Raw genomic sequence first — 12,141 nt, 5'->3', positions numbered from 1 at the left:
CGCCACAACCATTGGTTGTACGAGGTGGACCGGTGGCTACGATGACGGGGTGGATCTCAAGGCCGTGCGCACCTTCGTCTCCGTCGCGGACACCGGGCAGTTCCAGGAGGCGTCGGCCGTCCTCGGCATCACCCAGCAGGCCGTCTCCAAGCGGATCGCGGCGCTGGAGAAGGAGCTGGGGGTACGGCTGTTCGTCCGGACCGCGCGCGGGGCGGTGCCGACCATCGACGGGCGGGCGTTCCTGCCGCACGCCCGCGAGCTGCTGCTGGCCGAGGAGCGCGCCGCGGCCTCGGTGCGGCCGGGTCGGCGGGCGCTGCGCGTCGACGTGGTCGGGGCCCGGCTCGGACCCGCGGGCCTGCTGCGCGACTTCCACCGGGCGCACCCGGAGACGGCCCTGGACGTGGTGACCCTGTTCGACGCGGACACGGCCGTCGCCGCCGTCCGCTCGGGCACCGTCGACGCCACCTTCCGCGCCGTCGGCACCCGGCTGCCCGGCGGTCTGCGGGCGGCCCGGGTCTTCGACGAGCCGGTGCAACTGCTGACCGGCCCGCGGCATCCGCTCGCCGGAGCCCGTTCGGTGACCCCGGCGCAGCTGGCCGGGCACCGGATCTGGATGCCGGGCCTCGTGGCCGGTACCGAGTGGGCCGCCTACTACGCGGCGCTCGCCGCCGAGTTCGGCCTCACCATCGACTCGGTGGGCCCCGACTTCGGCTCGGAGGCGCTGCTCGACACCGTCGCCGCCTCCGCCTCGCTCGCCACCCTGGTCGCCGAGGGCATCCGGCTGGTCTGGCCGCAGGGGCACGATCTGCGGCGGATCCCGCTCACCGACCCGACACCGGTCTACCCGCACTCCCTGGTGTGGGACGCGACGAACACGCATCCGGCGCTCGCCGCGCTGCGCGCCCATCTCGCCGAGCGGCCGACCGCCCATCCGCCCGCGCGCGCGTGGACCCCCGCCTGGGCCGTGCGTGGCGCCTTCCCAGCGAGGCACGCCTGAGCCATCATGACCCGGCGTCAGCCGTTTGCCGTCGGCGAAGAGGTGAGGCGCATGGCAAGGCTCCGCGCGGGTGAGGGCATTCTCCGCCGCAAACCCATCGAGCACATCGAGGAGACGGAGGTCGGCGAGGGGCCCCGCCTGGAGAGGTCGCTCGGGCTGTGGCAGCTCACCGCGATCGGCGTCGGCGGCATCATCGGCGCCGGCATCTTCACGCTCGCCGGTACGGTGGCCAACGGCACGGCCGGACCCGCGGTGCTGGTGTCCTTCCTGATCGCCGGCGCCGCGAGCGCGTGCGCGGCGCTGTCGTACGCCGAGTTCGCGGGGCTCATCCCGAAGGCGGGGTCGGCGTACACCTACGGCTACGCGGTGCTCGGCGAGTTCGCGGGCTGGTTCATCGGCTGGGACCTGCTGCTGGAGTACACGGCGATCGTGGCGGTGGTCGCGATCGGCATCTCCGGCTACTTCGGCTTCCTGGTCGAACAGCTGGGGGCGAAGCTTCCCCCCTGGATGCTGGGTGCGCCCGGCACCGGCTCCGGGCACCGGGTGGACCTGTTCGCCGTGGTGCTCTGCCTGCTGATCGCCTGGCTGCTCACCCTCGGCATCCGCAGCGCGGCCCGCTTCGAGACGATCGTGGTCGCGGTGAAGGTGCTGGTGGTGCTGCTGGTGATCGGGGTCGGCATGTTCCACATCGACACGGCGAACTACCACCCGTTCTTCCCCTACGGGATCGGCGGCGCCTTCACGGGTGCGGCCACGGTGTTCTTCGCGGTGTTCGGCTACGACGCGATGTCGACGGCGGCCGAGGAGTCGAAGGACGCGCAGCGGCACATGCCGAGGGCGATCATCTACTCGCTGGTGATCGCCATGGTGCTGTACGTCGCGGCCTGTCTGGTGCTCACCGGCATGCAGAACTACAGGTTCATCGACAAGGAAAGCGGGTTCAGCACGGCGTTCAAGTCGGTGGGCCTGAACGCGCTCGCGGACGTGATCGCGGTGGGCGCCATCATCGGCATCCTCACCGTCATGTTCACGTTCATGCTGGGCGTCACCCGGGTGTGGTTCTCCATGTCCCGGGACGGACTGCTGCCCGGCTGGTTCGCCAAGACGCACCCGACGCGGCACGTGCCGACGCGGGTGACCTGGATCGTCGGGGCGGCCTCCGCGCTCATCGCCGGGTTCCTGCCGATCGGAGAGGCGGCCGAGCTGACCAACATCGGCATCCTGCTGGCGTTCGTGGTGGTGTGCGCGGCGGTGATCGTGCTGCGCCGGCGGCGCCCGGACCTGCCGCGCGCCTTCCGTACGCCATGGGTGCCGTTCGTGCCCGCGCTGGGTGTCGTCTTCTCGATCTGGCTGATCACGTTCCTGCAGTGGCAGACCTGGGTGCGGTTCGCGGTGTGGTTCCTGATCGGCTGCCTGGTCTACTTCACCTACTCCTACAAGCGCTCGGCGCTGGCCGAGCGGCGCACCGGCTGACTACTCCCCCATGGCGAGGCCGTCCTTGGCGGCGCCCCGGCTGAGCACCACGTCCCGGATCCGGTCGCGGACCCCGGCGAGGTCGGCCCCGCCCGCGACGGCCCGGCCCACGTCGACCACGCGCCCGGCGTCGAGGTCGTACATCTGCGGCACGAACTCGGCCCGCGTCACCCGCCAGCGCCCGCCCGCCCGCTCGGGCGGGGCGAACGTGAAGCGGGCCAGGGTGGACTCGTTGCCGCGCGGGTCGCGGGAGCCGTCGCCGTCGTCCAGTTCGTCGGCGATCTGGTCGCCGAGGCCGTAGACCACCCAGGTGCCGTTGACCTTCTCGTACGGCTGCGGCACATGGGTGTGGGCGCCGAGGATCAGGTCGATGTCCGGACGCCGGCCGTCGGCGGAGGCGGTCAGCCGGCGGGCCAGGGCGATCTGGTCGTCGGTGGGGGCGTCGTCGCTGCCGGTGCCCCAGTGCAGGCAGAGCACGACCACGTCGGCGCCGGCCTTCCGGGCGGCGCGGGCGTCGGCCTCGATCCGGTCGGCGTCGATCGGACCGAGCGCCCAGGGCTGCCCGGACGGCAGCGGCTGTTCGGTGTCGAAGGTGTACGACAGCTGCGCGACCTCGGCGGAACCGGCCCGGTACAGGGCCGGGCGGCGGGACTCCTGTGCGCTGCGGGCGGTGCCGGCGTGCCGGAGACCCGCCGCGTCCAGGGTGTCGAGGGTCCGCCGGATGCCGTCGGCGCCGTCGTCCAGGGCGTGTTCGGAGGCGGTGGCGCAGCCGTCGTAGCCGGTCAGGGCGAGGTCCTGGGCGAGCTGCGGCGGGGCCAGCGGGGCCGCGTCGCCGGCGCCGTCCTCCAGGTGACACAGCGCCAGGTCGGCGCCGTGCACGAGGGGTTCGACGCCGGAGAGCATGGGCCGGAAGTCGTAACCGGCGCCGGCGGCGTCGGAGGAGGCGCGGTCGAGGACGGCGGGGTGGGTCAGGATGTCACCGGAGGCGACGAGGGTGAAGCCGCGGCCGGCGGGCGGCCCGGCGGCGCCGCCCCGGCCGGAGTCCTGGCGGACCTGCTGGGTGCAGGCGGCCGCCGCCGCGAGGACGGCGGTCAGGGCCAGGGCCACCTGGTGTCTGCGTCCGATCATCGGCTCACCCCTCGGGATCTGCGTCAGTACGTCAGTACGGCTGTCGTATTTACCGACTTTGCCGTGACGGGCATATGGGTATGAAGCCGACTCTCCGTCCAAACGGTCCGGGTCCTCTCATTGACCCATCCGGTGCCCCTCCCGGGGGCCCGCCGACCGTTCGCCGACGCGATCCGACCGTCCGTCGCACGGCCGCACCCACCCTCTGTGCGCCGAGCGCGCGCTGCGCTGCGATACGGCCATGACGGCCGGAACCTCACTCATCCCCGTCCACGCGAGGACCTCGCGGCCCCGGGGGACGACGACCGCCGAGCACGAACTGGCGGCGCTCCAGCGGGAACACGGCGGCCCCCTCTTCGCCCTCCTGCTGCGGCTGTGCGACGGGGACCGGCAGCACGCCGAGGAGCTGCTCCAGGAGACCCTGCTGCGCGCCCGGCAGCACCCCGAGGCGCTGCACGCCGACGGTTTCGCCTCGGTACGGCCCTGGCTGTCGACCGTCGCCCGGCGGCTCGCGATCGACGCCACCCGGGCGCCCGCCGGGCGCGCCCCGCCGAGGTGGCCGACGGAGTGCCGGAGGACGCGCGGATCACCGCCGACCCGGCGGAACGGGCCGCCGCGGCGCTGGACGTGCGGGCCGCTGTGAAGACTCTCACGCCGCAGCACCGTGACGTCCTTGTCCTCGTGTACGTCCGCGGGGCCAGTGTGGCGGAAGCGGCGCGCACCCTCGGCATTCCGCCCGGTACCGTGAGGTCCCGGGCGTACTACGCGCTCCGCGCCCTGCGTCGGGAGCTTCCCGGTTACGCGGCGGACCTGCGCTGAAACCGGAAGCTTGGTCAAACCTCGGTAAAGCGCCTTGCTGTGGGCCCCGTCGGGGCAATGGGCTGTCCTCATCCGCGTTCCGGGCGAGGGCGGGTCCCCGGGGATCGGGCGGCACGCGCGCACCGGAGGAAGGGCAGGAAGGAAATGCCGTACACAGGTCACGAGAGCACCGGCGGCGCGGACGGCGCCGGCGGCGGTGAACTGGTCGTACCCATGGCGTGGTTGTACGCCGAGTACATCGCCGACGAGCTGCTGCGCACCGGCGATCTGATGCCGCCGACGTCCTTCGAGTTCCGGGCCGGCCGGGACGCGCTGGCGCTGACCGTCTTCCTGTCCGACACCGAGGGAGAGCTGTCCGGCATCCGGGTCATCTCCCAGCTGGAGAACTGGCTGTCGCTGACCGCCTGCGACCATCCCTGGCAGGAGTGGGTGCGCACCCGCATGGCCGACCTGACCGCGCGCGCCGCCGGCTCGCCCGCTCCCGATCTGGCGCTCGCCGAGGACGCCTGGCGCTGGCTGGAGGAGACGGAGCTGCTGGCCACCGACCTGGACGCGGTGCCGGGCGGCACGCTGTCCGGCGAGGAGGACGGGCCGAAGGTCTGGACACCGGCGTGGCAACTGGGTCTGCCGCTCGGGCACTTGGCGATCCATCTCTTCTGATCCGGTGACGCGCCCGCCGTCACCCGCGAGCGGTCCTGGGGGAGGTCCTCGCCGGGCGCGGCGGCCACGTGGCCGGGGAGGACCCGGTGACCGCCGCGCGCAGGGGAACAGGAGCGAGGCCGGGGAGGGAGCGGTGGGCAGTCGACCGCCGGGGCCGGACGGCACCAGCCCCCGTCACTTCAGCAGGCGGGAGAGTCTTCGGTCGGCCAGGGGTTTGCCGCCCGTCTGGCAGGCGGGGCAGTACTGGAGGGAGGAGTCGCTGAAGGAGACCTCACGGATGGTGTCGCCGCACACCGGGCAGGGCTCGCCGGTGCGGCCGTGGACGCGCAGGCCGCTCCTCTTCTCCGCCTTCAGGCGTCCCGCGGCCACGCCCCTGGAGCGTTCGACCGCGTCGGCGAGGGTGCCGCGCAGCGCCTCGTACAGGTGGTGGGTCTCCTCGGGCGTGAGGGAGGCGGCCAGCTTGAAGGGGGACATCTTCGCCGCGTGCAGGATCTCGTCGCTGTAGGCGTTGCCGACCCCCGCGATCAGGGACTGGTCCCGCAGGGCGCCCTTGAGCTGCCGCCGCTCGTCCTTGAGGAGGGCGGCGAGGCGGGCCTCGTCGAAGTCGGCGGCGAGCGGGTCGGGGCCCAGGCGGGCGATGCCCGGCACCTGAGCCGGATCGCGGACGACGTACACCGCGAGCCGCTTCTGGGTGCCGGCCTCGGTGAGGTCGAAGCCCTCGCCGGTCTCCAGCGCCACGCGCAGCGCGAGCGGGCCCTTGCCCGGCTTGGGCGGGCCGTCCGGCAGCCGGTCCTTCCACTGGAGCCAGCCCGCGCGGGCCAGATGGGTCACCAGGTGCAGCCCGCTGTCCGCCGCGAGGTCCAGGAACTTGCCGTACCGGCGCACCGCGGTGACCCGGGCGCCCTCGAAGGCGGTGACGGGAGGGTCGTACGTCTTCAGCACGCTGACGGCGACCGGCAGCACCCGGGCCACCCGCAGGCCGACCAGGTGCTCGGTGAGGAAGTCCGTCAGCGCTTCCACCTCGGGCAGTTCCGGCATACGTCCAGAGTGCCACCCGCCACTGACAACGCCCCCCGGCTCACCCGGTGGGCCCTCGGATCAGCCCCCGTCCAGCCGGAACTCGCACCACACCACCTTGCCGCTGCCGCGCGCCTCCACGCCCCAGGCGTCGGCGAGCATCTCCACCAGCAGCAGCCCCCGTCCGGAGACCCCGTCCCACCCCGCGTCCCGGCGCCGGGGCAGGGCGCTGGAGGAGTCCTCCACCTCGATCCGCAGCCTGCTCCCGGTGCCGACGAGGGACCGCAGGGTGACGATCGCCGCGCCCTCCGTGTGCACCAGGACATTGGTCATCAGCTCGTCCGCGGCCAGCTCGACCTCGTCGGCGCGCTCGACCGCTCCCCAGGCGCGGACCGCGGCCCGGATCATGTGCCGGGCCTGGGTGAGGGATTCCGGATCGCCGGGCGCCACATGCTGCTGGAGCCGGCCGCAGGACCGTCCGGTCTCCGGCATCCGGCGGCGCAGCACGAGCAGGGCCACGTCGTCGTCGCCGCCCCGTTCCTCGGCCGGCTGGATCAGCCGGTCGGCGAGTTCGTCCACGTCGTCGGGCCCCGCGCAGACCTGGTCCGCGAGGGCGCGCATGCCGTCGTCCAGATCGGCGCCCGGCTGCTCGACCAGCCCGTCGGTACACAGCAACAGGGTGTCACCGGGGTCGAGTTCGAAGGTCGTGACGGGATACTCCACCCCGCCGAACTCGGCCGAGAGCCCGAGCGGCAGCCCGCCCGCCACCGGCACGCGCCGGCAGCCTCCGGGCCCGCGCACCAGCGGGTCGATGTGCCCGGCGCGCACCATCTGGACCACCCCGGTGGACAGGTCGGCCTCGGCGTACAGACAGGTGGCGAAGCGGTCGGTGTCGAGTTCGTGCAGGGAGACCGAGGCGCGGGCCATCACCGCGGCCGGGGTGTGCCCCTCGGCGGCGTAGGCCCGCAGCACGATCCGCAGCTGGCCCATCACGGCCGCCGCGTGCGTGTCATGGCCCTGGACGTCGCCGATGACCGCGCCGACCCGCCCGCCGGGCAGCGGGATCACGTCGTACCAGTCGCCGCCGATGTCCCGGCCGAGGGCGGCCGAGCGGTAGCGCACCGCGATGTCGGCGCCCGGCACGCTGGGGATGGTGCGCGGCAGCATGGCCTGCTGGAGCCCCTGGGCGAGGTCCTTCTGCTGCTCGTAGAACATGGCCCGCTGGAGGCTCTGCGCGATGCTGCCGCCGAGCGCGACGAGGACGCCGCGCTCCTCCTCGGAGAAGCCGCGCCGGTCGCTGTAGAGCAGGCCCATCACCCCGATCGGCCGGGCCTGGGCGATCAGCGGCAGATAGGCGGCGGAGGCGACATGCAGATGGGTGATCTGCGGCCACAGGAGGGGGTACTCCTCGGCGAACTCCTCCGGGGACTCGACGAACCGCGGGGTCAGCGTGCGCACGACCTCGCTCATGGGGTACGGCTCGTCGATCCGGTTCACCTGGCTGGCGGGCACGAAGCTGCCGGCCGGCGCCTCCGCGACGAGCCGGATCCGGCCGGCCTCCACCAGGCCCATCACGAAGCTCGCCGCGCCCAGCCGCCGGATGCCGTGGGTGTCCTTGAGGATGTCGGTGACGTCCTGCACGGTGCGGGCGTGGGCGAGGGCCGCGGAGACGACCTGGACGATGTTGGTCTGCTGGCGGAAGGCCTCGTCCTGGGCGGCGCGCGCGCTGCGGACCGCGCTTTCGGCGAGTTCCTGGGTGGCGTCGCGGACGATGCCGACGACCCGGCGGGGGCGGCCGTTCTTGTCCCGCCGGATGTAGCCCTGGGTGTGGGTCCAGCGCGGGGTGCCGTCGCGGCAGCGGATGCGGAAGTAGGCGCCGTAGTTCTCGCGGCCCTCCTTGATGCTCTGGGACACCAGCGCGTCGAGGCGGGCCGCCTCGGACAGGGGCACCCGTACGACCAGTGATTCGGCGCGTCCGTCGAATTCCTCGGGCAGCAGGTCGAACACCTCGTGCGCCTGGGCGTCCATGTGGAACAGGCCCTTGTCCAGGTCCCAGTCGAAGGCACCCATGTGGTTGAGCGCCAGGATCGGGTCCGGGTGGACGGGCCAGTCCTCCGGGAGTGACAGGGCACTCGCTCCCCGATCAGCCATGGAGCCACCTTGCCAGGATTCGCCGGATTCTTCGACCGGTCCCGGGGCCACGAGCGGGCCCGCGGTCAGCCGCCGAGCGCGTCGGCGGGGGTGGGGCCGGCCCCGCCGGGGGTACCGCCGGGTTCGGGCTCGTCGTCGGGCACGGCGGGCGCGTCGGCGCCGCTGGGGTCGGGCAGGGCGGGCGTCTCGGTGACGTTGGGCGGACCGATCTCGTCGGGGGCCTGGGGGCTGGGGGGTACGCCGAAGGGGGCCGGGTTGTAGAGGGAGGTGTCGGGGGGATAGGCGAGGGGATCGCGGAGGGTGGGGGTGGTGGAGGGGGTGGAGGGGGTGGAAGAGGTGGAAGGGGTGGAAGGGGCGGATGACACCGACGGGGCCGACGAGGCCGGAGAGTCCGAGGGGGAGGAGGAGGCCGCCGGGGCGGGCGAGGCCGAGTCGGCCCCGAGGGCCGTGGTGGGGAGCGCGGCGCGCGCCTCGGAGGACGTGGTGGAGGTGGGCGAGGGGGTACCGGGGGCCGTGGGGGTGGGGGTGGCCCGATCGTCCGCCGCGGGAGTGCCGTGAGCGTCGGCGGTCGGGGTGCCGTCATCCGTCGTGGCCGAAGTACCGTGAACCGTCGTGGCCGAAGTACCGGGATCCGCCGTACCCGAAGCCCCGCGATCCACCGTGACCGAAGTCCCGTGACCCGTCGTGACCGAAGTCCCGGGATCCGCCGTGGCCGGGGCGCTGTCGGTGCCGGGCGGCGCGGTCCCCTGCCCGCCCGCCGCGTGCGTGCCGTGTCCGCCGGCGCGGGAGGCGTCGCGGTCCCCGCCGTCCGGCCTGCCCCCGTCACGCCCGGTGCCGGCCGCCCCCCGTTTCACCGCCCGCGTGCTCCGCCCCTCCTGCCCCGCGCCGTTCCCGTCCGCCCGGGTACGACGGTCGTCCGCCTCCTCGCCGCGCACCGCCCCGTGCCCCCGCCCCGACGTCACCCGCCCGGCGCCGACCACCGCTCCCCGCATCTCGCCCGTCGCCGTGTTCGACCGGGTTTCCCGGGGGCTGGGCTGCGTGGTGGTCGGACGGGACGGATGGGGGAAGCCGGTGAGCCCGGGATCGGGGGGCGCGGTGTCGGAGACGGCCGGTGGGGCCACGAGGCGGTCGTGGCGGACGTCGGGGCCGACCCGGCGTTCGATCCAGGTGTTCGTGCCGGCGTCGAGCAATGTCAGGCTGCCCACCGCCTGGGGCGCCGGGGTCACCACGATCACCTGGTTCGGCCGGTAGCCCGACCATGCGGTGCCACGCGCGCCGACGCCGCCGCGGGCCTCCTCGGGCGGACGGAGGGGGTTGCCGCAGGCGCAGCGCACCCGGGGCACGCCCCGGTTGTCGACGAGGACGGCGGTGCCGGCCTGGAGCACGGCCTGGTAGCCGGCCACCTGCCCGTCGCGGTAGCCGTGGTTGGTGACGCGGGTGTCCGCGCGCAGCCGGACCGGGGTCAGCTCGCGCAGGTAGCCGGGCAGGTCCGCACGGGAGACACCGGCCGTTCGGGCGAACGCGTCGCCCCGGGCGGGATCGGCCGTCAGGCCGACGATCTGCCGTTCGACGTCGCAGCCGGCGACGCGGGCGCTGCCGCTGTAGAGCCCTGGGGTGCCGCCGGACAGGGCGCGCGCCGCCGCCAGGGGGGCGACGGCGAGGCCCGCGGGCGGGGCGCTGGCGTCGGCGGTGCGGCCGGTGCCGGTCGGCCGGGGGGTGCCGGGACCGGCGGGGCCGGTCGCCGTGGAGGCGGTGAAGGGATCGGGCCCCTGCTCCGCGGCGGGCTGGAGGAAGACCTCCTCGCCCAGTTGGGCCTCCTTGACGGCGGCGCCCGCACACCCGGTGAGGAGCAGCGCCACCGAGAGCAGCACGCAGGCCATGACCATGGATCCGGTGGGTATGCGCACCGTGCACTCCGCATCACTGTGGGTGAATTATCCCTATTATTTGCGTTACCCCCGTTTCACTGGCAACTCGGGGGGATCGGCACGAGGGAGACGAGGCGGTCGTGGACTGGTTCGACGCACCCGACTACTGGCTGAGCCGGCTGGTCCTCCAGCGGGCGCTGGCCGCCCTCTATCTCGTCGCGTTCCTGGCGGCCGCCCGCCAGTTCCGGGCGCTGCTCGGCGAGCGCGGCATGCTGCCGATCCCCCGTTACGTGGCCCGGGTCCCCTTCCGGCGGACGCCGAGCCTGTTCCACCTGCACTACTCCGACCGGTTCTTCGCGGCCACGGCGTGGGCGGGCTGCGCGGTGTCGGCGTCGCTGCTCGCCGGGGCGGACGCGCTGCTGCCGCTGTGGGCGGGGATCGTACTGTGGCTGGTGCCGTGGGCGCTGTACCTGTCGATCGTGAACGTGGGCCAGACCTGGTACGCCTTCGGCTGGGAGTCGCTGCTGCTGGAGACCGGCTTCCTGGCCGCCTTCCTCGGCAACGACGAGGTGGCGCCACCGGTGCCGGTGCTGTTCCTGCTGCGCTGGATCCTGTTCCGGGTGGAGTTCGGCGCGGGGCTGATCAAGCTGCGCGGCGACGCGTGCTGGCGCCGGCTGACCTGCCTCTACTACCACCACGAGACCCAGCCGATGCCGGGCCCGCTGAGCTGGTTCTTCCACCATCTGCCCAAGCCGCTGCACAAGGTGGAGGTGGCCGCCAACCACTTCACCCAACTCGTGGTGCCCTTCCTGCTGTTCACGCCCCAGCCGATCGCCTCGGCCGCCGCCGCGCTGATGATCGTCACCCAGCTGTGGCTGGTGCTCTCCGGCAACTTCTCCTGGCTGAACTGGATCACCATCGTGCTGGCGGTGTCCGCGCTGCGGCTCCCGGCGACGGCACCCGCCCTGCCGTCCGCACCCCTCGGTTACGAGGTCGTGGTCCTCGCGCTCACCGCGCTGCTGCTGTTCCTCAGCTACCGCCCCGTGGTGAACATGGTCTCCCGCCGCCAGGTCATGAACCGCTCCTTCGACCCGCTCCATCTGGTCAACACCTACGGCGCCTTCGGCAGCGTCAGCCGGGTGCGCTACGAGGTGGTCGTGGAGGGCACACTGGACGAGGCCGCCCGGCAGGACGCGGACTGGCGGGAGTACGAGTTCAGGGGCAAGCCGGGCCGGCTCCGGCACTGGCCGCGCCAGTTCGCGCCGTACCACCTGCGGCTGGACTGGCTGATGTGGTTCGCCGCGCTGTCGCCCGCGTACGCCGGGGAGTGGTTCGGCGGCCTGGTGGAACGCCTCCTGGAGAACGACCGCGCCACGCTACGGCTCCTGCGCCGCTCCCCCTTCCCGCCGGACACCCCGCCCCGCTACGTCCGCGCCCGCCTCTTCCGCTACCGCTACACCACCTGGCGGGAGTTGCGCGAGACGGGGGCGTGCTGGGACCGGACGTACGTACGCGAGTATCTGCCGCCGACCCGGCTGGCCCGAGCGGCCGAGCGGTCGTAGCGCTCACCCCCGCACGCGGCACTCGGTTCCCCGGCGGGCAGCGGCGGTGGTCGTACGGCGGGAGACCAGGGCCACCCCCGCGACGGTGAGCAGTCCGCCCGACAGCTCGACGGGATGCGGGCGTTCGCCCAGCCACGGGTAGGCGACGGCGAGAGTGGCGGCCGGTACCAGGTAGAGGGCGGCGGTCGCGGCGGTGACCGTGCGGCGGGCGACCGCGTGGCCCCGGACGACGAATCCGGCGGCCGACGGGAGCGCGCCGAGGTAGGCCGCGGCGAGCAGGGCGCTGGCGGGGCCGTGCAGGACGGCACCGAGCGCGCCCGGGGCGAGCGGCGGCCTGCGGGTGCATCCGCTGCGGGACCCGGTGCACCGCAGTGTGCACGCGGTGTACCGGGCGGGGACGGGCGGCCGTCCCGGTACCCGCCGCGTCCTCGACCGGCTGGCCGCACTGGTGCCGCTGAACGGGTGA

Annotated in this window: 10 protein-coding genes and 1 pseudogene; 6 read left to right on the top strand and 5 right to left on the bottom strand. The window is 73.8% G+C overall.

The features are described 5' to 3' along the window. Positions 1-49: 49 nt before the first annotated feature. Together ACWDD7_RS08755 and ACWDD7_RS08750 are read left to right on the top strand one after the other, a co-directional pair. Complete coding sequence (locus ACWDD7_RS08755; RefSeq protein WP_450456855.1) at positions 50-997, top strand: LysR family transcriptional regulator; 948 nt, start codon at positions 50-52, stop codon at positions 995-997. Between the two features lie 51 nt (positions 998-1,048). After that, on the top strand, positions 1,049-2,470 hold the full coding sequence (locus ACWDD7_RS08750) for an amino acid permease (RefSeq protein WP_351866377.1): 1,422 nt from the start codon (positions 1,049-1,051) through the stop codon (positions 2,468-2,470). On the opposite strand, the gene ACWDD7_RS08745 is transcribed toward ACWDD7_RS08750, so the two are convergent. Then, positions 2,471-3,598, bottom strand: a complete 1,128-nt coding sequence (locus tag ACWDD7_RS08745; protein ID WP_450456854.1) for a CapA family protein — start codon at positions 3,596-3,598, stop codon at positions 2,471-2,473. 241 nt (positions 3,599-3,839) lie between these two features. On the opposite strand from ACWDD7_RS08745, the pseudogene ACWDD7_RS08740 reads away from it, so the two are divergent. Further along, positions 3,840-4,417: pseudogene (locus tag ACWDD7_RS08740) on the top strand (sigma-70 family RNA polymerase sigma factor). 144 nt (positions 4,418-4,561) lie between these two features. Then, positions 4,562-5,077: a hypothetical protein gene (locus tag ACWDD7_RS08735; RefSeq protein ID WP_351866386.1), complete on the top strand. Its 516-nt coding sequence runs from the start codon at positions 4,562-4,564 to the stop codon at positions 5,075-5,077. Positions 5,078-5,251: 174 nt separating this feature from the next. Here the strand turns inward: ACWDD7_RS08735 and ACWDD7_RS08730 are convergent, their stop codons facing one another. The 3 genes from ACWDD7_RS08730 to ACWDD7_RS08720 all read right to left on the bottom strand — a co-directional run bounded on the left by ACWDD7_RS08730 (position 5,252) and on the right by ACWDD7_RS08720 (position 10,152). Further along, positions 5,252-6,115, bottom strand: a complete 864-nt coding sequence (locus tag ACWDD7_RS08730) for an Fpg/Nei family DNA glycosylase (RefSeq protein ID WP_450456853.1) — start codon at positions 6,113-6,115, stop codon at positions 5,252-5,254. A gap of 60 nt (positions 6,116-6,175) precedes the next feature. After that, a complete protein-coding gene (locus ACWDD7_RS08725) occupies positions 6,176-8,245 on the bottom strand; it encodes a SpoIIE family protein phosphatase (protein ID WP_450456852.1) in 2,070 nt (689 codons plus the stop codon). Positions 8,246-8,310: 65 nt separating this feature from the next. After that, positions 8,311-10,152, bottom strand: coding sequence for a DUF6777 domain-containing protein (locus ACWDD7_RS08720; protein ID WP_450456851.1), 1,842 nt, complete (start codon positions 10,150-10,152; stop codon positions 8,311-8,313). 101 nt (positions 10,153-10,253) lie between these two features. On the opposite strand from ACWDD7_RS08720, the gene ACWDD7_RS08715 reads away from it, so the two are divergent. Further along, positions 10,254-11,675, top strand: a complete 1,422-nt coding sequence (locus ACWDD7_RS08715) for a lipase maturation factor family protein (protein WP_351866395.1) — start codon at positions 10,254-10,256, stop codon at positions 11,673-11,675. A gap of 3 nt (positions 11,676-11,678) precedes the next feature. Here ACWDD7_RS08715 and ACWDD7_RS08710 read toward each other — a convergent pair whose 3' ends face one another. Further along, positions 11,679-11,954 (bottom strand): EamA family transporter, encoded by a 276-nt coding sequence (locus ACWDD7_RS08710; RefSeq protein ID WP_450456910.1) that lies wholly within the window; start codon positions 11,952-11,954, stop codon positions 11,679-11,681. A 61-nt stretch (positions 11,955-12,015) separates the two neighbouring features. Between ACWDD7_RS08710 and ACWDD7_RS08705 the strand changes: the two genes are divergently transcribed. Beyond that, positions 12,016-12,141, top strand: coding sequence for a hypothetical protein (locus tag ACWDD7_RS08705; protein ID WP_450456850.1), 126 nt, complete (start codon positions 12,016-12,018; stop codon positions 12,139-12,141).

The sequence above is a fragment of the Streptomyces sp. NPDC001056 genome, assembly GCF_053598955.1.
The sequence above is the reverse complement of the archived record's forward strand: the minus strand, read 5'-3'. Positions and strand labels throughout refer to the sequence as shown.

Coding starts and splice junctions, on each gene's coding strand:
- ACWDD7_RS08730 (WP_450456853.1), bottom strand. CDS start 6,115: ATGCCGGAACTGCCCGAGGTGGAAGCGCTGACGGACTTCCTCACCGAG.
- ACWDD7_RS08725 (WP_450456852.1), bottom strand. CDS start 8,245: ATGGCTGATCGGGGAGCGAGTGCCCTGTCACTCCCGGAGGACTGGCCC.
- ACWDD7_RS08735 (WP_351866386.1), top strand. CDS start 4,562: ATGCCGTACACAGGTCACGAGAGCACCGGCGGCGCGGACGGCGCCGGC.
- ACWDD7_RS08745 (WP_450456854.1), bottom strand. CDS start 3,598: ATGATCGGACGCAGACACCAGGTGGCCCTGGCCCTGACCGCCGTCCTC.
- ACWDD7_RS08750 (WP_351866377.1), top strand. CDS start 1,049: ATGGCAAGGCTCCGCGCGGGTGAGGGCATTCTCCGCCGCAAACCCATC.